Raw genomic sequence first — 23,756 nt, 5'->3', positions numbered from 1 at the left:
GGTCGGAACCGAATGGCCAATCAGGGGGAATGACAGCACTGTAGCAACAGTCAAAACCTAATAAATAAAGAGAACTCAATGAAGAGAATGCTAATCAACGCAACCCAAGAAGAGGAGTTGCGTGTTGCCCTGGTGGACGGGCAGAAACTCTACGATCTGGATATCGAGAGCCCCGGCCACGAACAGAAAAAAGCCAACATCTACAAAGGCAAGATCACCCGGGTCGAACCCAGCCTGGAAGCCGCCTTCGTCGACTACGGCGCCGAACGCCACGGCTTCCTGCCCCTCAAGGAAATCGCCCGCAACTACTTCCCCTCCGGTTACAGCTACCAAGGCCGTCCCAACATCAAGGAAGTGGTGAAGGAAGGCCAGGAAGTCATCGTCCAGATCGACAAGGAAGAGCGTGGCAACAAGGGCGCGGCCCTGACCACCTTTATCAGCCTGGCGGGCTCCTACCTGGTGCTGATGCCCAACAACCCCCGCGCCGGCGGCATTTCCCGCCGCATCGAGGGTGACGAGCGCACCGAACTGAAAGAAGCCCTGGGGCACCTCAAGCTGCCCGACGGCATGGGTCTTATCGTGCGCACCGCCGGTGTGGGCAAGTCCGGCGAAGAGCTGGAGTGGGACCTGAACGTACTGCAAACCCACTGGGCCGCCATCCAGGAAGCGGCCGAGAGCCGTTCCGCCCCCTTCCTGATCCATCAGGAAAGCAACGTCATCGTCCGCGCCATCCGCGACTACCTGCGCCGGGACATCGGCGAGATCCTGATCGATAACCCTGTGGTGTTCGAACGGGCCAAACAGCATATCCAGCTGGTGCGTCCGGATTTCATCAACAGGGTCAAGCTGTACGAGGGCGAGGTGCCCATGTTCAGCCACTACCAGATCGAGAGCCAGATCGAGTCCGCCTTCCAGCGGGAAGTGCGCCTGCCCTCCGGCGGCAGCATCGTTATCGATCCGACCGAGGCCCTGACCAGCATCGACATCAACTCCTCCCGCGCCACCAAGGGCGGCGATATCGAGGAAACCGCGCTGCAGACCAACCTGGAAGCGGCGGAAGAGATCGCCCGCCAGCTGCGCCTGCGCGACCTGGGCGGCCTGGTGGTGATCGACTTTATCGACATGACCCCGGTGCGCCACCAGCGGGAGGTGGAAAACCGCCTGCGCGACGCCGTGCGCCAGGACCGGGCCCGCATCCAGCTGGGCCGCATCTCCCGCTTTGGCCTGCTGGAAATGTCCCGCCAGCGGCTGCGCCCCTCGCTGGGCGAGTCCAGCACCCACGTCTGCCCCCGCTGCCTGGGCCAGGGCACCATCCGCGACAACGAGTCACTGGCCCTGGCCATACTGCGTTTGATCGAGGAAGAAGCGCTCAAGGACAACACCGGCCAGATCCATGCCCAGGTGCCGGTGGACGTGGCCGCCTACCTGCTCAATGAAAAGCGCAAGTCCATCGCCGGGCTGGAAAACCGCTACAAGGTGGATATCTTCATCATCCCCAACGAGCAGCTGGAAACCCCCCACTTCGACGTAACCCGGGTGCGCACCAACGACGTGGAAGACGTCACCAGTTACGAGTTGAAAACCAGCGTCGACAAGCCGGTATACAGCCCCCGCCAGAACCTGGCCGCGCCCCGCAGCGAGCAGCCTGCGCTGCAGGGCTTTGCCGCCCCGGCGCCCGCGCCGGCGCCGGCACCCAGCCGTCCCGAACCCGCGGCGGCACCGGTCGTCAGCCAGCCCGGTCTGCTGAGCCGCCTGTTCTCGGCCCTGGCCAGCTGGTTCAAGGGTCCGGCGGAGCCGGCACAGAGCGAGCCGGCGCCGGCCGAAAAACCGGCCCGTCAGCCCCGTGGCAATGAGCGCCGCGAAAGAGGCGAGCGCCGCAGCAATCGAGGCAGCCGCAAGCCGCGTGACGAAGAGCGCGGTGGCAAGGCGCCGGTTGCCCAGGCCGAGCCCCAGGCGGAAGCCAAAACCGACAAGCCCCGCCGCGAACGGCGCAAGCCCCGCCGCGACCAGCAGCCCCAGGAGCGGGCCAAGCCTCAGCAGAAGGAAACCGCCGCCGTCGAACTGACCCTGGTCGCCGCCCCTGCCCCGGCTCCTGTCCAGGAGCAGGAACTGGATCTGGAGCAGAAAGAGCAGGTGGTGGCCGAGCGTCGCCAGCGCCGCCAGATGCGCAAGAAGGTTCGCATCGAGGCGGAAGGCAAGGCGAGCGAAGCCGCTGTGGTGGCGTCCGAGCAGGAAGCCGCCGACACCCGGGAACCGGCCGAGCGCCGCCCGCGCCGTCAGCCCAAACCCCGGGCAGAGGAAGTCGCCCGGGCCGAGGCTGAGGGGACCGAGTCCGGCGAGCCGGTGCTGCCCCACCAGCGCGGTGCCATGCCCAAGCGCAAGCGCATCAACGAAGACAGCCGCCGCCAGCGTCGTCAGGAGAGCATCGCCGCCCTGATCGCCGAGCACGGTGAGGACAAATGGGTCGCCCAGGAAGCGGAAGAGGCTGCCGCCGGATCCGTAGCACAAGCGGAGGCGCCTGTCGCCGAGACCCAGGCTCCCCGCCCGGCCGCCGAGGCCGTGGAACCGGCCGCCACCGAGGTCGAGCCTGCTCCCGTCGCCATCGAAGCCCGGGTCGAGCCGGAGGCCACCCAGGCCGAAGCCCAACCTGCGGTCGAGCCGGAGGCCACCCGTGCCGAAGCCCAACCCGCGGTCGAGCCGGAGGCCACCCGTGCCGAAGCCCAACCCGCGGTCGAGCCGGAGGCCAAGCCCGCCGAGGCAGCCCCCCTGGAAGCCGCTCCCGTGCAGCACCAGGCGGAGCCGGAGTCTGAGCCGGAAGTGGCCATCGAGCAGGAAGCCGTCCCGCCTGCCGCCGAGGTAACCGAGCCGGCAAGCGCCGCGGCGCCCGTGGCCCAGCCCGAGGCCAAGGCGGCCGCCGTTCAGGACACCGCCCCGGTCAACGGCAAGGTTCAGGCCTCCGGCCTCTACCGGGCCGCCCGCCAGGCGTCGGCCCCCATGGCCAAACCGCCGGTGGTGCCCGAGGTGCCCTACGTCAAGCCGGACTATCCGCCCCTGGAGCGCCAGGCCATTGCCACCAGCGGCCGCCCGGCCGGCAGCCAGGCCGCCCGCAACGTGGCCTCGGCCCCCATGGCCAAGCCGGAATAAGGCGTCCATTCCAGCACGACAAAAGGCTCCTTCGGGAGCCTTTTTAGTTTGTTGAAATACTCGGAGGCAGTGGTTCGTCGGATAGACATCTACCGCGGGTTCATTATTGCCTTTTCCGCTCCATGATCCAGAATATGGCCAAGGCTTAACACCGGGCTGCCGTTGCTTGATGGCGGCAGCCGAGATGCAGAGGACAACAATTTTGGCGCACCAGGAAAAACATAAGGTTCTGTTTGTGTGCATGGGCAATATCTGTCGCTCGCCCACCGCCGAGGCGGTGTTCCGCCACAAGGCACGGGCAGTTGGGCTGGAGCTGGTAATCGACTCGGCCGGCACCATCGGCTACCACAGTGGCGCCACGCCGGATGCCCGCTCCCGGGCGGCAGGAGAAGCCAGGGGCTATGACTTCAATGGTATTCGCGCGCGCCGGATCCGGGCAGAAGACTTTACCGACTTCGATCTTATCCTGGCCGCGGATCGCGACAATCTGGCGGATCTCAGGGCAGTATGTCCGCCAGAGCAGCAGCACAAGCTGAAGCTGCTGCTGAGCTTTGCCCATCAACCTGAGCAGGAAGTACCTGATCCCTACTATGACGGCGATCAGGGCTTTGAGCATGTTTTGGATTTAATCGAGTCCGCCTGCGACGGTCTACTGGCTCATTTGCATCGTCCGCGCCGGTAACGGCCATCGTCCGGCGCGGACATTCAGAAGCCACAGCCATGCCGTCCTGACGGGCATGGCTGGGGATAGCACACCTTCGCCCGGGAATGCCTTTATTCACCCCACTCGTCGGGCAGTCTGATCACTATGGTTCCGGCCTGGGATGACCTTCTGGGGGGGATAAGGGGAGCCGGTGTGTCGAGCTCATCGAACAACACCACGCGCGGTCCGCTGCCGGCGTCAAAAACGGATTCGTTAGAATCCCTATATGATGACAAGAGTTTTACCTTGACCATGTCCATACCGCCCTCCTTGGCGTGTAACAGCATGTAGTTAGAGCATAGTCCGAACCTGCGCCCATTACCCAATCCTGATCCGGGACTGGTGGATAAGCGGGGTTGCGGGGAGCCCCGGCAGGCTCGACAGCTGGAGGACGCGGACGAGGGGGGCTGTCGCCCCCGGTATCAAAGTTTGAGCCGGTCCAGCAGGCCGGGCAGGCGTTGCTGAAGCTTGTCGCCCAGCTCCTCGCCCAGCTTTTCATCGAGCCGCCGCTGCAGCCGCTCCGCTTCCCGGTCCACCTTGTCGCGCAGGTAGCGGTCGAACACCTGCTGCATGTCCAGGCTGTACTTCGGCGCCTGGTAGCTGCCGCTGATGCGCACCGGCAGGGTAATGTTCTTGAGCTCGGTGAGTTCCTCCCCATCCTGGCCCTTGAGCGAGCCGACGATGGAGGTGTTCAGCAGCACATTCAGGGACTGGTCGAGCAGGCTGGTCTCCCCCTGCCCCTCGATGCGCAGCAGGGGGGACGCCATCCGGAGGTTGTCGGTCGCGACCTTGCCGCCGCCCACCCTGAAATCGGCGGTCAGGGCGCTGAAGTCGGTCTTCTGCACCGCCTCTTCCGCCGGCAGCGGCTGCCCCTTCACCTGGGCATAGCCACGGCGGATCATGGCCGGGATATTGACCCCGTGCAGGGCGCCATCGGTTACCTTCAGTGCGCTGCTGCCCTGGACGTTACGCTTGAGCGCATCGGCGGAAAGGCCCCGGCCACGCAGATCCAGCGCCAGGCTCGCCTCGCCCGCCAGGTAGTCGATGTCCATGGCGGCGGCGAGCAGGGCCCGGGCATCGACCCCGGTCAGCCGCTTGCTCACATTGAAGCGGGCCGGGCTGGTGCTGGCGTCGAGTTCACCGCTGGCGTCAAGTTTTCCCTGGTAAAGCCGGGCCTCCACCTCTTCCAGTTTCAGCTTGCCCTGAGCGAGCCGGATCATCAGGGTCAGTTGCTCCAGTTCCACCCCCTGGGCCAGCACCTTGTCGGCACTCAGGCTGCCCTCGACATCGAGCCCCTGGAGAAAGGACAGATCCGGCTCCTGTCCGGCCACCGGCGCGGGCACGACCGTACCGGAGCCGGTGGCGGCACCGGAGGTCGACGGCGCCCTGCCCTGTTGCGGGCGCCATTCCGCCAGCAGGGCGTCCATATCCAGCAGCGGCGTGGTCAGGCCGAAGCGGATGGTCGGGATCGCCTTGTGCTGGACCGACAGCGCGCCGGCCAGCTCCAGGGCACCCAGCTGCAACGCCAGCCCGGTGAACTCGGCCCGCTTCTGCGCCAGCTCGTAGGCCAGCTCGCCACTCAGGCGCAGCTGCTTGGTGCCGGGAATGGCCCGGCCGGTTGCATCCACCGCCAGCTGCAGTCCCTCCAGGCGCAGCCGATCGAACTCGGGCGCCAGCCACAGCCGGCCCTGGGCCTCGAGGCTGGCCTGCACGTCGTCGCTGAACAGGCTGCCGGAGAGGCTGAGCGGCACCGACTCGCCGGGCGCGAAGGCATCCAGGGTGAGGTTGACCCGGTTCAGGCGGGTCAGCCGCCCGCTGCCTTCATCCTGCATCACCACTTCGGCATCGGTCACCCTGACCCCGGCCAGGCTGATGCTCATGGGCCGGCGCTCGTCTTCCCGCCCCTGCCCCCCAGGTTGCCCGGCGTCCGCCTCGACCGGTGCCTCCCGCCCGGACAGGCCGCGCAGATCGTCGAGATTCGACACCCCGTCGGCCCGGGTGATCAGGTGCAGGCGGGCGTTGCCCAGCACCATTTCCCCGATCTCCAGCCGGTTGTCGAACAGCGGCCGCAGCGCCACATCCAGGCTGACCTCGCCGATGGCAAGGGTGGGCCCTTCCGGGAAGCCGGGTGGGTTGAGCAGGGCGGTGTTGCCCAGGGTGAAGCCGATGGAGGGGAAGAAACGCCAGCTCAGATCGCCCTCGATCACCAGGGTACGGCCGGTTTTCTCCCGTGTCTGCTCGATCAGCACCCGCTTGACCCGCTCGGTGTCCACCAGTTGAGTGAGTGCCACCAGCGCCAGTATCAGCAACAACAGCAGGGCGCCCAGCCCGTAGAGCCACTTTTTCATTGTCGTTATCCCGTATTGAGGTTCAGTCCTGGTTGATCCGGCTGGCGTCCGCTCCCTTCTGGGCCTTGTACTTGGCACTGGCACGGCTCATGTAGGGCCGCTCCGCCGGGCCCGACATGGTTTCGAAGTTGAGCGCACCGATCACCATCTTGGGCCGCAGCGCCAGCGGCAGCTTGCCGCTGTTGTAAAACTCCAGCACGATGCGCCCGGACCAGCCCGGATCGATGCGGTGGGCAGTGACGTGCACCATAAGCCCGAGGCGCGCCAGGGAGGAACGGCCGTCCAGCCAGCCGACGATGTCATCGGGAAGGGTAACGGACTCATGCGTTACTGCCAAGGCCAGTTCCCCCGGATGCAGGAAAAAGGCCTCGCCGTCGTTGATGAAGATCTCGTCGCTCATCACCCGGTTGATGGCCTCGGACACCTGGGCGCTGGGGCCGCTCAGATCGATATAGGGGGCGGTATGATCCTGGAACACCCGGAACTCATTGCCGAGCAGCACGTCCACGCTCACCCCGCTGATCCGCTCGGGCAGGGGCTCGGGGGTGATGCGGATGCGGCCTTCGGCCAGGTAACGCTTGATATCACGGTCGCACAGACGCATGAAGACTCCTTGATTCGGTGATTAATCCATCAGCAGGTGGCGGATGCGGGACTTGATCATGTCGGTGGCGATGCGGTTCTTGCCGCCGCGCGGCACTATCACGTCCGCGTGCTGCTTGGACGGCTCGATAAACTGCAGGAACATGGGCCGTACCGTTTCCTTGTACTGGTTGAGCACCGACTCCATGGAGCGGCCGCGCTCTTCCACGTCCCGCTGCAGCCGGCGGATCAGGCAGATGTCCAGGGGCGTATCCATAAAGATGGTGGCGTCCATCAGCTCGCGCAGCACCGGATCCGTGAGCAGCAGTATGCCCTCGAGGATGATCACCTTCTTCGGCAGGAAGTGGATGGTCTCGGAGGTGCGGGTATGGGCCACGTAGGAATACTGGGGAATGTCCACCGCCTCGCCCCGGCTGAGGGCGCGCAGGTGCTCGGCCAGCAGCTCGTGATCCAGGGCCCGGGGGTGGTCGTAGTTGGTTTTTATCCGTTCTTCCATGGTCAGGTGACCCTGATCCCGGTAATAGCAATCCTCGCTGATCACCCCGATCTCGGCGGCATCCAGCTCCGCCATCAGCTCGTTGTAAATGGTCTGGGCAATCAAGCTCTTGCCCGAGGCGGATGCACCGGCGATGCCGATGATCACACAGCTGCGCTGTTCTGACATTCTGTTACCTGAAAAATGAAAAAAGGTTCACACCAGCCGGGTATAGAGGCTGGTGGGAATGGTCTTGCCGGTAAAGTAGAGGCCGGCGGCCACCCGGGCGGCGATGTCCAGATAGGCCCGGGCGATATGCCCCTCGGGCTCGGCCTCGACCGTGGGCGTCCCCCGGTCCATCTGCCGGCAGAGGTTCGCATCCAGCGGCAACTGGCCGAGCAGGGGCACCTGGTGCTCGGTCGACACCCGCACCCCGCCCCCTTCGCCGAACAGGGCTTCCCGGTGGCCGCAGGCGGTGCACTGGTGGTAGCTCATGTTCTCGATCACCCCCAGCACCGGGATATTGACCTTGCGGAACATGTTGATGCCCTTGACCGCGTCGGCCAGGGCCACGTTCTGGGGCGTGGTCACCACCAGCGCCGCCGTGGTGGGCACCTGCTGGGCGATGGTGATCTGGATGTCGCCGGTGCCCGGAGGCAGGTCCACCACCAGGTAGTCGAGCTCGCCCCAGCGGGTCTCGCGCAGGATCTGCGACAGCGCCTTGCTGGCCATGGGCCCGCGCCAGATGGTGGCGTCGTCCGCCGCGACCAGAAAGCCGATGCTGTTGGCCTTGAGGCCGTGGGCCTCGATGGGCGTCATGGTCTTGCCGTCGTCGCTTTCCGGCCGGGCGTCGGCCACCCCCAGCATCAGCGGGATGGAGGGGCCGTAGACGTCCGCGTCCAGGATGCCGACCCGGGCCCCCTGACGCTTGAGCGCCAGCGCCAGGTTGACCGCGGTGGTGGACTTGCCCACCCCGCCCTTGCCGGAGGAGACGGCGATGATGTTGCGCACCCCGGCCACGCCCTGGACCTCGTTGGCCCGTGCCAGGGTGGCCACGTCGACGCGCAGTTGCCAGCGCACCGCACGGGCACCGCTCAGGGCGCACAGCTCGGCGTCCAGGGCGTGCAGCGCCGCTTCCACCGCCAGCTCGGCGAAGGGCAGCACCAGGCTGATGACCAGTTCGTCCCGCTCGAGCGCGATGCCGCGCACAAAACCGGCACTGACCGGATCCTGGGCCCAGTGCGGCGGCCTGAATTGCGCGAGCCGGGCGCTAATCTGTTCGTTGTTCATGCTGTTTGGCCTGATAGGGAATCCGCCCTGCACTCTACCAAAAAGCCCGGGCCGGCGAAACGCCGGCCCGGGTTGTAAAAGGGATTAGATACGCCGAAGGACTTACAGCAACCGCTGCTCGGTCGCCGGGTCGAACAGCACCGCCTTGCCCATGTCCACCATCAGCTCCATCGGCTCGCCGGCCCGGCCCGCCTCGGCCGGGTGCACCCGGCAGTTGATGCCCTGGCCGTTGAGCTGCACCTCCACCAGAGTATCGGGCCCGGTCGGCTCCACCACTTCCAGCCGTGCCCGGAAGCGGCACACCTGCGCCAGCCCTTGCTGATGGGGGATCACCTGGGTCAGGTGCTCGGGACGGATGCCCAGCACCACCTCCTGCCCCAGCCGGCCGGTCAGGCCGCGGGTGTCCGGCCCCAGGGGGAAGACGAAGGCTTCGCCGTCACCGTTGAGCACCTGCACCCCCAGCCCCTGCTCGCTCGCCACCAGCTCGCCGCGCAGGAAGTTCATCGCCGGCGAGCCCATAAAGCCGGCCACGAACATGTTCACCGGGTTCTCGTAGATCTCCCGCGGCGTGCCGAACTGCTGGACGATGCCGTCCTTCATCACCGCGATGCGGTCCGCCAGGGTCATGGCCTCTATCTGATCGTGGGTCACATAGACGATGGTGGTGCCCAGGCGCTGGTGCAGCTTCTTGATCTCGGTGCGCATCTCCACCCGCAGCTTGGCGTCCAGGTTGCTGAGCGGCTCGTCGAACAGGTAGATCTTGGGCCGGCGCGCCAGCGCCCGCCCCATCGCCACCCGCTGGCGCTGGCCGCCGCTGAGCTGGGACGGCTTGCGATCGAGCAGGTGGCTTATCTGCAACAGCTCCGCCACCCGCTGCACCTCCTGCTCCCGCTCGGCCCTGGGCACCTTGCGGATCTCCAGGCCGAAGGCGATATTGTCGCGCACCGTCATGCTCGGGTAGAGCGCATAGGACTGGAACACCATGGCGATGTCCCTGTCCTTGGGCTGCAGCCCGGTGACCACCCGCTCGCCGATGCGGATATCGCCGGAAGTCACCTCCTCCAGCCCGGCGATGGCGTTCATCAGGGTCGACTTGCCGCAGCCGGACGGTCCCACCAGGATCAGGAACTCCCCGTCCTTGATTTCGATATCGATGCCCTTGAGCACATGGGTATCGCCAAAACTTTTCTTTACGTTCTGAATTGCCAATGCTGCCATGATGGCGTCCTCTCATGATTCTTAGCCGGTGCCGAGTCATCCGGAGAGTAACCAGGTGCCGATAAGCAGACCGTCGACGGCAGGGATGCCGTCGCTGAGCCCCCAGGGATGGGTTTACGGCGTGTCTGCGTTCGGTCCTGGTTACTCTCCTGCTGCGGACCTGAACTTCAACCCTTCACCGCGCCGGCGGTCAGGCCGCGCACGAAATACTTGCCCGCCAGCACATACACCAGCAGGGTCGGCAGCGCTGCTATCATCGCCGCCGCCATGTCCACGTTGTATTCCTTCACCCCGGTCGAGCTGTTCACCAGGTTGTTCAGCGCCACCGTGATCGGCTGGGTATTGCCGCCGGAATACACCACCCCGAACAGGAAATCGTTCCACACCTGGGTGAACTGCCAGATGACGGTCACCACGAAGATGGGCGCCGACACCGGCAGAATGATGCGCCAGTAGATGCGGAAGAAACCGGCCCCGTCGATGCGCGCCGCGCTCACCAGCTCGGTCGGCACCGCCACGTAGAAATTGCGGAAAAACAGGGTGGTAAAGGCCATGCCGTAAACCACGTGCACGAACACCAGGCCCGGGATGGTGTTGGCCAGCCCCAGCCAGCCCAGGGTCTGGGCCATGGGCAGTATCACCACCTGGAAGGGAATGAAGCAGCCCAGCAGCATGGCGCCGAAGAAAAATTCCGAGCCCCGGAAGCGCCACTTGGTCAGCACATAGCCGTTGAGGGAGCCGAGCAGGGTGGAGATCAGCACCGCCGGCACCGTGATGGCGAAGGAATTCCAGAAATAGGGTTGCACCCCCGCGCAGCTCACCCCGGTGCAGGCACTGCCCCAGGCCTTGGCCCAGGCTTCCAGCACCCAGACTTCCGGCAGCGCCAGCAGGTTGCCGCCGCGGATGTCCGCCATGCTCTTGAACGAGGTCAGCACCATCACCAGCAGCGGCAACAGGTAGAACAGCACCGCCAGGCCCAGCACGCCATACAGCAGCCCCCGGGCGACGGGATTGGCAGCGGTTTTAACCATGACGTTTCCCCCTCAGTTCGGAATACAGATAAGGCACCAGTATCGCCAGCACCACCCCCAGCATCATCACCGCGCTGGCCGAGCCCAGGCCCATCTGGCCGCGGCTGAAGGCAGTGGTGTACATAAAGGTGGCCGGCAGATCGGTAGCATAGCCGGGGCCGCCGCCGGTCAGCGCCATCACCAGGTCGAAGCTCTTGATGGCGATGTGGGAAAGAATGATAAAGGCGCTGAAGAACACCGGCCGCAGGTAGGGCAGTATGATGCGCCGGTAGATGGTGAACAGGCCGGCGCCGTCGAGCTGGGCCGCCTTGATGATGTCGTTGTCCACCCCGCGCAGGCCGGCCAGGAACAGCGCCATCACGAAACCCGACGACTGCCAGACGGCGGCGATCACCAGGGTGTAGATGGCCATGTCCGGATTGACCAGCCAGTCGAAGGTGAAGGACTCGAAGCCCCAGTCCCGCATCAGCTTCTCCAGCCCCAGCCCCGGGTTCAGTACCCATTTCCAGGCGGTGCCGGTGACGATGAAGGACAGCGCCATCGGATAGAGAAAGACGGTGCGGATGGCACCCTCGGCGCGGATCTGCTGATCCAGCAGCACCGCCAGCAGCACCCCGAGGGCGAGGCAGATCAGGATGAAGAGCCCGCCGAAGATCAGGATATTGAGCGAGGCCACGCTCCAGCGTTCGTTGTCCAGCAGCCGCTGGTACTGCAGCCAGCCCACGAAATCGTACTTGGGCAGGAAACGGGACGAGGTGAAGGACAACAGCACCGTCCAGGCCACGAAGCCGTACACGAACAGCACAGTGGTGATCATGGTCGGGCCCAGCACCAGCCTGGGCAGCCAGCGCTGCAGCCGGTCCGCCGTGCCGCCGCCGGCGCGGACAGGGGCCTCTCCCCGCGGCAGGGCCCGGGTCATGGAATACTTGGTCATGTCAAATCCCTGAGATAAGACCGGAAGACGACGGGCGGGCAAGGGCCCGCCCGCCGGGCTCAGATGGCGGCCTTGACCGCCCGGGCCATCTGCCGGGCCGCGTCCTCGGCGCTCATGGAGGCGCTGTTGAAGTAGTTGGTCACCACGTCATAGATGGCGCCCTGGATGGCGGAGCTGGTGGCCATGCCGTGGGCCATGCTCGGCACCAGGGTATCCTGCTCGGCGGTGCGCACGAAGTCGTCCATCGACAGGTGGGCGCAGCTGTCGAACTTGTCCCGGGGCAGGCCGGTGCGGGCGGGGATGGAGCCCTTGTTGAGGTTGAAGGTTTCCTGGAAGGTCGGCTCCATGATAAGGCGCGCCAGATCCTTCTGGGCCTGGATGTCGTCGTCATCGCGCTGCTCGAACATGGCGAAGCTGTCGATGTTGAAGGTAAAGGCATCCTGGGTGTCGGGCGCGGCCACGCACAGGTAGTCCTGGCCCGCCACCTTGCCGGCGGCGCTGAACTCGCCCTTGGCCCAGTCGCCCATCACCTGCATGGCGGCATCCCCGTTGATCACCATGGCGGTGGCGATGTTCCAGTCGCGGCCCGGGGCATCGGCGTCGATATAATTGCGCAGTTGCTTGAACAGGGACAGCACCTCCACCATCTGCGGGCCGGACAGGGTGGCATCGTCATGCTCGACCAGGGCCTTGCGGTAGAAGTCGACCCCGCCCTTGCCCAGGGCCACCGCCTCGAACAGGGTGGCGTCCTGCCAGGCCTGGCCGCCGTGGGCCAGGGGGGTGACACCGGCCGCCTTCAGCTTGTCGGCCACGGTGATGAACTCGTCCCAGCTGGAGGGCACCGCTACCCCGACCCGTTCGAACACCGCCGGGTTGGCCCACAGCCAGTTGACCCGGTGCACGTTCACCGGCACCGCCACATAGTGGCCGTCGTGGCGCATCACGTCCGCCACCACCTTGGGCAGCAGCTCGTCCCAGCCGCCCTGGCGGGCCACCGTTTCCAGGTTGGCGAGAAACCCCAGCTCGGCCCATTCCTGGATGTCCGGTCCCTTGATCTGGGCGGCGCTGGGCGGATTGCCGGACACGGCGCGGGACTTGAGTACCGTCATGGCGCTCTCGCCGCCGCCGCCGGCCACCGCGAAGTCTTCCCAGCCGTGGCCTTCCGCCTCCAGCAGCTCCTTGAGCACGGCCGCCGATCTGGCTTCGCCGCCGGAGGTCCAGAAGTGCAGCACTTCCACCTTGCCCGCCCAGGCCGACGGGGCCAGCATACCGCCTAACATCACACCGAGAATGGATTTCCGTAACAGTTTCATTGGGGTTCCCTTTTGTGGTTTCACTCAATGGCAGGCTCCCACCTGGAGCCACCCCGTCATTAAAGCACGGCGGCCAAGGCGCTTGGGTTACATAAGGAAAGCAATTGTAACGAAGTGTTAACGGATCCCGGGTTTATTCACACTGGGATCACATTTCAGCCGCTGCCCTTCGGCAGCCGCACCGACACCACCAGGCCGCCCCCGGCCCGGTTGGCCAGGCTCAGCTCGCCGCCGTGGGCGTGCACTATGTTGCGGGCGATGCTGAGCCCCAGGCCGGTACCGCCGGTGTGGCGGCTGCGGGAGGATTCCAGCCGGTAATAGGGCTCGAACACCAGCTCCAGGGCCGCCTCGGGAATACCCGGGCCCCGGTCGCGGATCTGCACTTCCAGCCAGTGCTTGTCTTCGGTGAGGGTCACCTCGGCGGTGCGGCCGTAGAACACGGCGTTGTCGATCAGGTTGCCGAAGCAGCGCCGGAGCGCCAGCGCCTTGCCGTGAAAGAAGGCCGGCGACCGCCCCTGCAGGCTGACCTCGGCCCCCATCAGGCCGGCGTCGTCGCACAGTGCCTGCAACAGGGCGAAGAGGTCGACCCGGGTCGCCGGCTCGCGGATATCGGTCCCCCGGGCACAGTCGAGGGCCCCCTTCACCATCTGTTCCAATGCCAGCAGATCCTGTTCGAACTTGGCCCTGATCTGGTCGTCGTCGAGCAGCTCGGCGCGCAGCCGCAGCCGGGTGATGGGGGTCTTGAGATCGTGGGAGATGGCCGAGAACAGCCGCTCCCGATCGGCCATAAAGCGGCCGATGCGGTCCTGCATCAGGTTGAAGGCGCGGGCGGTGGCGCGGATTTCCCGCGGGCCGCTTTCGTCCAGCTTGGCCACCTCCATGCCCCGCCCCAGCCGCTCGGCGGCCCGGCCCAGGCGGCGCAGGGGCCGGTTGAGCCAGCGGAAGATCAGGGCACCGGCCAGCAGCAGCACCAGCACCAGCAGGGTGAGGAACAGCAGTCGCTCGCCGTCCAGGTAGGACGTCGGAGCCAGCAGGGTCCGATCGGGCAGCAGCGCCGCCAGGTAGAGCCAGTCACCCTCGCCCATGGCCAGCTGCATCACCAGGATGGGCGGCGCGTCCGGATCGTGGATCTGGCTCTGCTGGGCCCAGCGGGCGGGCAGGTCCAGCAGCCGCACCTCGTTCTTGTACACGTGCAGGGTCTGGGGATGGGACACCCCGATGTGCAGCTCGAGCTCGCCGCCCAGGCGCCGGCGCAGCTCCTGCTCGAAGCGGCGGGTGACGATGGCCTTGACGGGGGAATCGGGAATGTCCTGGATCTCGATGAATTCCCGGTTGAGGGATACGAAGAAGCGGGTGCCGCCCATGTCCCTGAGCTGGGACAGCACCAGGTGCTGGTAATTGCGCGGCAGGGCGCGGAAGAAGTTGACGGTGGAGGCGACGCTGTCGGCCAGTTCCTCGGCCATGCGCGCCGCCGACTCGGCCTTGTCCTTGTTGAGCTGCTGCACCCAGACCGCGTTGCTGACCGCCTGGGCCAGCACCACCCCCAGTATCATCACCAGCGACATGCGCCCGAACAGGGAGTTGGGCCAGCGCAGCCAGCGTCTCATTTCAGCTCCACCGCCACCGCCAGCACATAGCCGGCGCCGCGCACCGTCTTGACGATGTGGGGATCCTTGGCGTCCTCCCCCAGCCGCTGGCGCAGCCGGCTGAGCTGCACGTCTATGCTGCGATCGAAGGGATTGGCCTCCCGGCCCCGGGTCAGTCCGAGCAGATCGTCCCGGCTCAGCACCTCGCCCGGCCGCTCCAGGAACAGCTGCAGCAGGCTGTAGTCGGCGCCGGACAGGGCCTGCTCCTCCCCTTGCGGATCGGTCAGGCTGCGGTTCACCGTATCCAACTGCCAGCCGGCGAAGCAGTAATAACGGTGGTGGCCGCCCGGCGCCAGCCCGCCCACCCGCCGGAAAATCGCCTTGATCCGCGCCAGCAGCTCCCGCGGGCTGAAGGGTTTGGGCACATAGTCGTCCGCGCCCAGTTCCAGGCCGATGATGCGGTCACTCTCGTCCGCCGAGGCGGTGAGCATGATGATGGGCACCTGGGAGACCTTGCGCACCCGGCTGCACAGGCTGAAGCCGTCCTCGCCGGGCATCATCACGTCCAGGATCAGCATGTCCGGCGACGCCAGCTCCAGCGCCTGCAACAGGCGTTCGCCGCTGTTGAGGGCACTCACCCTGAAACCGCTGCGCTCCAGGTAGGACTTGAGCAGGGCGCAGATCTCCTCGTCGTCGTCCACCACCAGGATGTGGCGGCCCAGCCAGTCGCTCATGCACCGGCCTCCTCGGCCAGCAGGGCGGCGGCGGCCCCCAGCAGGCCGGGCTGCTCGGCCACCACCACCCAGGTGCCGATGGCTTCCAGGTAACCCCGGAACCGGCCCTTGGCCTCGAAGCGCTCGCGAAAGCGGCTCTCGGCGAACAGCTCGGTCATGCGCGGCACTATGCCGCCGGTGATATAGACGCCGCCCAGGGCGCCCAGGGTCAGGGCCAGATTGCCGGCCACCGACCCCAGGATGGCGAAGAAGCGTGCCACCGTTTCAACACAGCGTTCGTCGCTGCCGGCCAGGGCATGGCGGCCGATGTCGGCGGCGCCGTAGGCTGTTGCCGTCTCGCCGTGGTAGTCGCACAGGGCCTGGTAGAGGTGCTCGAGGCCCATGCCCGACAGCAGCCGCTCGGCGGACACGTGTTCGTACCGGCGCCAGAGGTGGCGCAATATGGCGAGCTCCACCTCGTCGTTGGGCGCAAAGTCCACGTGGCCGCCTTCGGTCACCAGGGGCCGGCCGTCGACCAGGCCGCCCACCCCAAGGCCGGTGCCCGGGCCGAGCAGGGCGATGGGGAACCCGGGCCGGGCCGCGCCGCCGCCCACCTTGCGTTTGTCCTGCTCCGCCAGGTGCGGCAGGCTGTAGGCCAGGGCGGTATAGTCGTTGATGATCCGCAGTTCATCCAGCGCCAGCGCCCGGGCCAGGGCCGCCCGGGAAAAGCACCAGCCGCTGTTGGTCATGTCGATGCAGTCCTGCTCCACCGGGCAGGCGATGGCCAGGCAGGCCCGTTTGATGCCTTCCAAAGGCTGGCCCACCTCGGCCAGGTAATGGCGGATGGCCTGCTCTATGTGTTCATGGGCGCTCACCGCCAGCACCCGGATATCCCGCACCGCCAGCGATCCTTCGTCGACCATTGCAAAGCGGGCGTTGGTACCGCCGATATCGGCGATCAGACAGGCTGCTGTCATGTCACACTCCTTGTTCAAAACGTTTTAAAAAGGGAAAAAACTGGCGGGGAGTGTATAACAGAAAAAACTCGGGTAACATGCTCAGTCCCACGTAATTGACTCAACTAAATGGACATTATGGCTACCGATCCACGTAAGATACTTGTCACCTGCGCCCTCCCCTATGCCAATGGCTCTATCCACCTTGGTCATATGCTGGAGCACATCCAGGCCGATATCTGGGTTCGCTATCAACGAATGCGTGGCCATCAAATCCATTTTATCTGCGCCGACGACGCCCACGGTACCCCCATCATGCTCAAGGCCCAGCAACTGGGCCTGGATACCGAACAGATGATCGCCGCGGTGCAGCAGGAACACAAAGCCGACTTCGACCGCTTCCACATCGGCTTCGACAACTACCACTCCACCCACAGCCCGGAAAACCGCGAATTCGCCGAACTGATCTATGGCAAGCTCAAGGCCAACGGCTTTATCCAGAGCCGCACCATTTCCCAGCTGTACGATCCCGAACAAAACATGTTCCTGCCGGATCGTTTCGTCAAGGGTACCTGCCCCAGCTGCAAGGCGGAAGATCAGTACGGCGACAACTGCGAGGTGTGCGGCGCCACCTACACCCCGGCGGAGCTGATCAACCCGCGCTCGGCGGTGTCCGGCGCCACCCCGGTGATGAAGGACACCGAGCACTTCTTCTTCGACCTGCCCCAGTTCGAGGGCATGCTCAAGGCCTGGACCCGTTCCGGCGCCCTGCAGGAAGAAATGGCCAACAAGCTGGAAGAATGGTTCGAGGCCGGGCTGCAGCAGTGGGACATCACCCGCGACGCTCCCTACTTCGGCTTCGAGATCCCCGACGCCCCGGGCAAGTACTTCTACGTGTGGCTGGATGCTCCCATCGGCTACATGGGCTCGTTCAAGAACTATTGCGACCGCCTGGGCAACCTCGATTTCAACGACTACTGGAAGGCGGACAGCGACGCCGAGCTGTATCACTTTATCGGCAAGGACATCGTCTACTTCCACAGCCTGTTCTGGCCGGCCATGCTGGAAGGCAGCGGCTTCCGCAAGCCCAGCAATATCTTCGTGCACGGCTACGTCACCGTCAACGGCGCCAAGATGTCCAAGTCCAAGGGCACCTTTATCAAGGCCGACACCTACCTCGACCACCTGGATCCCGAGTGCCTGCGCTACTACTACGCCGCCAAGCTGTCCAGCCGCATCGACGATCTGGACCTGAACCTGGATGACTTCGTGGCCCGGGTAAACGCGGACGTGGTCAACAAGCTGGTCAACCTGGCCTCGCGCAACGCCGGCTTTATCACCAAGCGCTTCGACGGCCAGCTTGCCGCCGAGTGCGCCGAGCCCGCCCTGTACGCCGAGTTCGCCGAGGCCGCCGAGCGCATCGGCCAGTATTACGAGCAGCGCGAATTCGGCCGCGCCATCCGCGAGATCATGGCCCTGGCCGACAAGGCCAACCGCTATGTGGACGACAAGGCCCCCTGGGTGGTGGCCAAGCAGGAAGGCCAGGAGGCCGAGCTGCAGGCCATCTGCTCGTTAGGATTGAACCTGTTCCGGGTGCTGCTGACCTACCTCAAGCCGGTAATGCCGAAACTGGCCGAGCGGGCCGAGGCCTTCCTCGGCTGCGCCCTGGAATGGGACGCGGTGGCACAACCGCTGCTGGCCCACAGGGTCAACACCTTCAGCGCCCTGTTCAGCCGTATCGAGGCGGACAAGGTCGCCGCCATGGTCGAAGCCTCCAAGGAAGATCTGGCCGCCGAGCAGGCCGCCAAGCCCACCGGCCCCCTGGCGGACGACCCCATCAGTGACACCATCGGCTTCGACGACTTCGCCAAGGTGGACCTGCGGGTGGCGCTGATCAAGAAGGCGGAAGCGGTGCCGGAAGCGGACAAGCTGCTCAAGCTGCAGCTGGATCTGGGCGGCGAGACCCGCCAGGTGTTCGCCGGCATCAAGTCCGCCTACAAGCCGGAAGACCTGGAAGGCAAGCTTACCGTCATGGTCGCCAACCTGGCCCCGCGCAAGATGCGCTTCGGCATGAGCGAAGGCATGGTGCTGGCCGCCGGTCCCGGCGGCAAGGATCTGTGGATCCTCGAGCCCCAGGCCGGCGCCCAGCCGGGCATGAGGGTGAAATAAGCCGGAAGCTGGAAGTGGCGCTGTTTTCAGGCGCCTCTTTAGCCGGTACACAGCCACAGCGTTGGCTGTATTGACAACAAAAAGCCCGGTTTATCAACCGGGCTTTTTACTTCCAGCTTCAGGCATCCAGCTTCAAGCTTTTTTCCGTTCAGCACTCGATAATATTGACCGCAAGGCCGCCGCGGGCGGTTTCCTTGTATTTGGTCTTCATGTCCATGCCGGTGTCGCGCATGGTCTTGATCACCTTGTCGAGCGATACCTTGTGTTCGCCGTCGCCGCGCAGGGCCAGGCGGCTGGCGTTGATGGCCTTGACCGCGCCCATGGCGTTGCGCTCGATGCAGGGCACCTGCACCAGGCCGCCGACCGGGTCGCAGGTCAGCCCCAGGTTGTGCTCCATGCCGATCTCGGCGGCGTTTTCCACGTGCTCTATGGTACCGCCCACCACCGCGGTCAGGGCACCGGCGGCCATGGAGCAGGCCACGCCCACCTCGCCCTGGCAGCCCACTTCGGCGCCGGAGATGGAGGCGTTTTCCTTGTACAGGATGCCGATGGCGGCGGCGGTCATGAAATACTGCACCAGGGCATCGTCATCCACCGGCTGCACGAACTTGTCGTAGTAGTGCAGTACCGCGGGGATGATGCCGGCGGCGCCGTTGGTCGGCGCCGTCACCACCCGGCCGCCGGCGGCGTTTTCCTCGTTCACCGCCAGGGCGAACAGATCCACCCACTCCATCACGCTCAGGGGATCCTTGTTGTACTGGGACTCGCTGGTCAGCCGGCGGTAGAGGGCCGGCGCCCGGCGCCTGACCTTGAGCCCGCCGGGCAGTATACCCTCGGTCTTGCAGCCGCGCTTGACGCAGGCCTGCATCACGCCCCAGATCTCCCGCAGGCCCCGGACTATTTCTTCCTCGCTGCGGTTGACCTTTTCGTTGGCCATCATCAGGCCGCTGATGGACATGCCGTTTTCCTGGCACAGGCGCAGCAGCTCGGCCGCGCTCTTGAACGGATAGGGCGCCGGCCGGGCCACGGCCTGGGCCTGGGCGCCGGCCTTGGTCTCGGCGAATTCCTCCGCCTTGACCACGAAACCGCCGCCGATGGAGTAGTAGGACTGCTCGGCCAACACCGCCTCGCCCTCGAAGGCCCGGCAGGTCATGCCGTTGCTGTGCAGGGGCAGGGTCTTGCGACGATGGAAGACGATGGCGCCGCTGCGGGGAAACTCCGCCGCATGCTCGCGGTTGAGCAGGATGCGCTGGCTGGCATCCACCTCGGCCAGGAAGCCCGGTATCATGTCCACGTCCACGCTTTCCGGGTCGAAGCCGCCCAGCCCCAGGATCACCGCCTTGCCGGTGCCGTGGCCGATGCCGGTCTGGCCCAGGGAGCCGAACAATTCCACCTCGACCCGGCTGACCCGGGTCAGGGTGCCCTGCTCCGCCAACCCCGCCACGAAGGCATGGGCCGCCCGCATGGGACCCACGGTGTGGGAGGAAGAAGGGCCGATGCCGATACTGAAGATGTCGAACACACTGATCATGGGAATACTCCGAAGCACAACGGGCTGAACGCAATCATTCAACTTATATTGAATGATTGTAGGATTATTTGAGTTGTAACCCAACAGATTTTTAAGGGGACGGCAAAAGGAAGCGGGATTTGTGACCGGGATCGCCTTGGTCAGCGGGCGATCTGCAGGGCGAACTGGTGGATGACGGCGGCGGTGATGCCCCAGATCCAGATGCCCTGCCAGGGAATGAAACAGACGGTGTGCAGCCGACCCTGCCTGCGCAGGGTGAAGAGGTGGTGACGGCGCAGATCCAGGGCATAGGCCAGGGGCACCTGGAACACCTCGTCCACCTCCTGCGGGTTGAGGACAAAGTGCGGCCGGCCCTCGATCAGGCCGATAAAGGGGGTAAGCGCGAAGCCGGACACGGTGTGCTGGGCAGGCAGGCGCCCGAGCGGCCGGCACAGGGTCGGATCCAGCCCGATTTCCTCCTGGCTTTCCCGCAGCGCCGTGTGCCAGAGGCTGGCATCGGTGTCGTCCACCCGGCCGCCGGGAAAGCTGACCTGCCCCGGGTGCTGGCGCAGCTGCCGGCTGCGCCGGGTCAGCACCAGCTCCAGCCCTTGTTCCCCGTCGAGCAGCGGCAGCAGCACCGCCGCCGGCCGGGCCTGGGCGGGCAGCACCGGATCCGGCGCCGGGGTAAGCAGGTTGAAACGGGTCAGCAGTTGCTCACGGGTCATAGGGTTTCCAGCACCGGCAGTATCTTGCCCAGTTTATCAAACAACTCCTGGTATTCGGCGCCGGCCTCGGAGTCGGCCACCAGGCCGCCGCCGGCCCAGCAGTAGAGGCGTCCCCGCTCCGCCAGCAGGGTGCGGATGGTGATGCTGGTGTCCATGCGGCCGTGGGCGCTGAGGTAGCCGATGCTGCCGCAGTAGCCGTGGCGGCGATGGGGCTCCAGCTCTTCGATGATCTGCATGGCCCGGATCTTGGGGGCGCCGGTGATGGAGCCGCCGGGAAAGGTGGCCGCCAGCAGATCGGTGCCATCGAGCCCGGCGGCCAGCTCGCCGGTGATGGTGGACACCAGGTGGTGCACCGCCGGGAAGGATTCGATGGCGAACAGGGCCGGCACCCGCACCGAGCCGGGCACGCACACCCGGCCGATGTCGTTGCGCAGCAGGTCCACTATCATCAGGTTCTCGGCCCTGTCCTTGGGCGCCGACGCCAGTTCCTCGGCCAGCCGCCGATCCTCGGCCTCGTCACCGCCCCGGGGCCGGGTGCCCTTGATCGGCTTGGTCTCGACCCGCCGCCCCTCGAGGGCGATAAAGCGCTCCGGCGACAGGCTGAGCACCGCCCCCTCGGGCAACTGCAGAAAGGCGGAAAAGGGCGCGCTGTTGTGCTCGCTCAGGTGGCGGTAGGCGGCCCAGGCGTCGCCCTCGAAGGGCGCCTCGAAACGCACCGTCAAATTGATTTGATAGCAGTCGCCGGCGGCCAGGTAATCCTGCACCCGCTCGAAGTTGGCCCGGTACTGGGCCCGGGACTGGTTGGCCCGCCAGGGGCCGGCCAGGCGGAAAGGCGCCGCCGCCCTCTCCTGCCGTTGCCGCCACCACCCGAGCCGGGCTGCGAGCGCCGCCTCGTCGCCCAGCACCAGCAGGTGGGCACTTTGCTCCCGGGTATCGATAACCCAGGCCCAGTCGTAGATACCCACCGCCATGTCCGGGGTGGTCAGCTCGTTGACCGCCAGCGCCGGCAGCCGCTCCAGCCGCCGGCCCAGATCGTAGCCGAACAGCCCCAGGGCGCCGCCGGCGAAGGGCAGATGGTGCCAGGGCGCCGGCAGGCTCAGCTCGCCCAGCAGCCGCTGCTGCCACTCCTTCAGCAGGGCGAAGGGGGAAGCGGTAGACACCTGCTCTTGGTCTTGATGATCGATCACCGTTTGCTCGCCCCGGGTGACCAGGGTGGCCAGGGGGGCGGCACTGATGATATGGAAGCGGCTGTCGGCCCGGTCGGGGGCGGCCGACTCCAGCAGCATGGCCCAGGGCAGGTGGGCGACGGGGGAAAAGAAGTCATGCACAGAGCCGGAAAACGGCTGGCTGTGAACTTGCAGAAGCTGTGCCATTAAATGTAATCCACTCGACAGTTTTGGCATCCGGCCTGAGGCTGGGCTGGCAGCCGGGGGGCGCTAAGCGTATCATAGCGGGGCTTATAACAACACAGAGCTAACGCCGATAACCCAGAGGAAGCCATGAGCATTATCAAGAAGCAGGACTTTATCGATTCCGTTGCCGACGCCCTACAGTACATCTCCTACTACCATCCGCTGGACTTCGTCCAGGCCCTGGAAAAAGCCTACCACAAAGAGCAGAGCCAGGCCGCCAAGGACGCCATCGCCCAGATCCTGATCAACTCGCGCATGTCCGCCGAAGGCCACAGGCCCATCTGCCAGGACACCGGCATCGTCACCTGCTTCGTGAAGATCGGCATGCAGGTGCAGTGGGACAGCGACCTGACGGTACAGGAGATGGTGGACGAAGGGGTGCGCCGCGCCTACAACAACCCCGATAATCCCCTGCGCGCTTCCATCGTGGCCGACCCGGCCGGCGCCCGCAAGAACACCAAGGACAACGCCCCCGCCGTGGTGCATATCGACATGGTGCCCGGCGATCACGTCGAGGTGGCCATCGCCGCCAAGGGCGGCGGCTCCGAGAACAAGTCCAAGATGGTGATGCTCAACCCCTCCGACGACATCGTCGAGTGGGTGCTGAAGACCCTGCCCACCATGGGCGCCGGCTGGTGCCCGCCGGGCATGCTCGGCATCGGCATCGGCGGCACCGCCGAGAAGGCCGCGGTGCTGGCCAAGGAAGCCCTGATGGATCCGGTGGACATCCACGACTTGATCGAGCGCGGTGCCGAAACCACCGAGGAAAAACTGCGCCTGGAGATCTTCGACAAGGCCAACAAGCTCGGCATCGGCGCCCAGGGCCTGGGCGGCCTGACCACCGTGGTGGACATCAAGATCAAGTCCGCCCCCACCCACGCCGCTTCCAAGCCGGTGGTGATGATCCCCAACTGCGCCGCCACCCGCCACGTGCACTTCCACCTGGACGGCTCCGGCCCCGCCGAGCTGACCCCGCCGAAACTGGAAGACTGGCCGGAAGTGACCTGGGAAGTGGGCGAGAACGTGCGCCGGGTCAACCTGGACACCGTGACCCGCGACGACATCGCCCAGTGGAAGATGGGCGAGACCGTGCTGCTGTCCGGCAAGCTGCTCACCGGCCGTGACGCCGCCCACAAGCGCATCCAGGACATGCTCAACAAGGGCGAGCAGCTGCCGGTCGACTTCAAGGATCGCTTCATCTACTACGTGGGCCCGGTCGACGCCATCGGCGACGAGGCCGTGGGCCCCGCCGGCCCCACCACCTCCACCCGCATGGACAAGTTCACCGACATGATGCTGGAGCAGACCGGCCTGATCGGCATGGTGGGCAAGGCCGAGCGCGGCCCCGCTACCGTCGAGTCCATCAAGCGCCATAAGGCGGTGTACCTGATGGCCGTGGGCGGCGCCGCCTACCTGGTGGCCAAGGCGGTGAAGAAGGCCCGGGTGCTGGCGTTCGAGGATCTGGGAATGGAAGCCATCTACGAATTCGAGGTGGAAGACATGCCGGTCACCGTGGCGGTGGACGCCGAGGGCAACAACGCCCACGTCGCCGGCCCCGCCATCTGGCAGGCCAAAATCGAAGAGCTGGATGCCCAGCTGAAAGCCTGACGACGGCTGGAAGCTGGA

The 23,756-nt window shown here is 65.7% G+C and carries 18 protein-coding genes; 4 read left to right on the top strand and 14 right to left on the bottom strand.

The genetic code is table 11. From position 1 onward, the window contains the following. Positions 1–78 precede the first annotated feature (78 nt). Together rne and AN401_RS09020 are read left to right on the top strand one after the other, a co-directional pair. Positions 79–3,144 (top strand): ribonuclease E, encoded by a 3,066-nt coding sequence (gene rne, locus AN401_RS09025; RefSeq protein ID WP_096779145.1) that lies wholly within the window; start codon positions 79–81, stop codon positions 3,142–3,144. A 169-nt stretch (positions 3,145–3,313) separates the two neighbouring features. Beyond that, entirely contained in the window at positions 3,314–3,826 is a 513-nt protein-coding gene (locus AN401_RS09020) for a low molecular weight protein-tyrosine-phosphatase (RefSeq protein ID WP_232513419.1), read from the top strand. Between the two features lie 443 nt (positions 3,827–4,269). Here AN401_RS09020 and AN401_RS09010 read toward each other — a convergent pair whose 3' ends face one another. The 11 genes from AN401_RS09010 to glk form a co-directional block, all read right to left on the bottom strand. Further along, on the bottom strand, positions 4,270–6,195 hold the full coding sequence (locus tag AN401_RS09010; RefSeq protein ID WP_096779144.1) for an AsmA family protein: 1,926 nt from the start codon (positions 6,193–6,195) through the stop codon (positions 4,270–4,272). A gap of 22 nt (positions 6,196–6,217) precedes the next feature. After that, on the bottom strand, positions 6,218–6,799 hold the full coding sequence (gene dcd / locus AN401_RS09005) for a dCTP deaminase (protein ID WP_094039755.1): 582 nt from the start codon (positions 6,797–6,799) through the stop codon (positions 6,218–6,220). 21 nt (positions 6,800–6,820) lie between these two features. Further along, positions 6,821–7,462, bottom strand: coding sequence for a uridine kinase (gene udk / locus AN401_RS09000; RefSeq protein WP_094039754.1), 642 nt, complete (start codon positions 7,460–7,462; stop codon positions 6,821–6,823). Between the two features lie 27 nt (positions 7,463–7,489). Next, complete coding sequence (gene apbC, locus AN401_RS08995) at positions 7,490–8,563, bottom strand: iron-sulfur cluster carrier protein ApbC (protein ID WP_096779143.1); 1,074 nt, start codon at positions 8,561–8,563, stop codon at positions 7,490–7,492. 102 nt (positions 8,564–8,665) lie between these two features. Continuing rightward, a complete protein-coding gene (locus tag AN401_RS08990) occupies positions 8,666–9,781 on the bottom strand; it encodes an ABC transporter ATP-binding protein (protein ID WP_096779142.1) in 1,116 nt (371 codons plus the stop codon). Positions 9,782–9,948: 167 nt separating this feature from the next. Further along, on the bottom strand, positions 9,949–10,812 hold the full coding sequence (locus tag AN401_RS08985) for a carbohydrate ABC transporter permease (protein WP_094039751.1): 864 nt from the start codon (positions 10,810–10,812) through the stop codon (positions 9,949–9,951). Then, positions 10,805–11,746: a carbohydrate ABC transporter permease gene (locus AN401_RS08980; protein WP_232513418.1), complete on the bottom strand. Its 942-nt coding sequence runs from the start codon at positions 11,744–11,746 to the stop codon at positions 10,805–10,807. The genes AN401_RS08985 and AN401_RS08980 overlap by 8 nt, the downstream gene beginning before the upstream one ends. A 59-nt stretch (positions 11,747–11,805) precedes the next feature. Then, the gene (locus AN401_RS08975) at positions 11,806–13,059 is read right to left on the bottom strand and encodes an ABC transporter substrate-binding protein (RefSeq protein WP_096779141.1); all 1,254 of its coding nucleotides are present in this window, start codon (positions 13,057–13,059) and stop codon (positions 11,806–11,808) included. Between the two features lie 155 nt (positions 13,060–13,214). Then, positions 13,215–14,666: an ATP-binding protein gene (locus tag AN401_RS08970; RefSeq protein WP_096779140.1), complete on the bottom strand. Its 1,452-nt coding sequence runs from the start codon at positions 14,664–14,666 to the stop codon at positions 13,215–13,217. Beyond that, positions 14,663–15,379, bottom strand: a complete 717-nt coding sequence (locus tag AN401_RS08965) for a response regulator (protein WP_096779139.1) — start codon at positions 15,377–15,379, stop codon at positions 14,663–14,665. Before AN401_RS08965 ends, AN401_RS08970 begins: the two co-directional genes overlap by 4 nt. Continuing rightward, complete coding sequence (gene glk, locus AN401_RS08960; protein ID WP_096779138.1) at positions 15,376–16,335, bottom strand: glucokinase; 960 nt, start codon at positions 16,333–16,335, stop codon at positions 15,376–15,378. The genes AN401_RS08965 and glk overlap by 4 nt, the downstream gene beginning before the upstream one ends. A 117-nt stretch (positions 16,336–16,452) precedes the next feature. Here glk and metG point away from each other — a divergent pair, with 117 nt between their 5' ends. Next, entirely contained in the window at positions 16,453–18,483 is a 2,031-nt protein-coding gene (gene metG / locus AN401_RS08955) for a methionine--tRNA ligase (RefSeq protein WP_094039760.1), read from the top strand. A gap of 148 nt (positions 18,484–18,631) precedes the next feature. On the opposite strand, the gene AN401_RS08950 is transcribed toward metG, so the two are convergent. From AN401_RS08950 to pabB, 3 genes are all read right to left on the bottom strand, one after another. Beyond that, a complete protein-coding gene (locus tag AN401_RS08950) occupies positions 18,632–20,014 on the bottom strand; it encodes an L-serine ammonia-lyase (RefSeq protein ID WP_096779137.1) in 1,383 nt (460 codons plus the stop codon). A gap of 140 nt (positions 20,015–20,154) precedes the next feature. Next, a complete protein-coding gene (locus AN401_RS08945) occupies positions 20,155–20,718 on the bottom strand; it encodes a CoA pyrophosphatase (protein WP_096779136.1) in 564 nt (187 codons plus the stop codon). Continuing rightward, positions 20,715–22,091, bottom strand: coding sequence for an aminodeoxychorismate synthase component I (gene pabB, locus AN401_RS08940; RefSeq protein WP_096779135.1), 1,377 nt, complete (start codon positions 22,089–22,091; stop codon positions 20,715–20,717). Before pabB ends, AN401_RS08945 begins: the two co-directional genes overlap by 4 nt. A gap of 126 nt (positions 22,092–22,217) precedes the next feature. Between pabB and AN401_RS08935 the strand changes: the two genes are divergently transcribed. After that, positions 22,218–23,738 (top strand): fumarate hydratase, encoded by a 1,521-nt coding sequence (locus tag AN401_RS08935; RefSeq protein WP_094039743.1) that lies wholly within the window; start codon positions 22,218–22,220, stop codon positions 23,736–23,738. Positions 23,739–23,756 lie beyond the last annotated feature (18 nt).

Source organism: Zobellella denitrificans, from assembly GCF_002407485.1.
Lineage (GTDB): Bacteria > Pseudomonadota > Gammaproteobacteria > Enterobacterales > Aeromonadaceae > Oceanimonas > Oceanimonas denitrificans.
The sequence above is the reverse complement of the archived record's forward strand: the minus strand, read 5'-3'. Positions and strand labels throughout refer to the sequence as shown.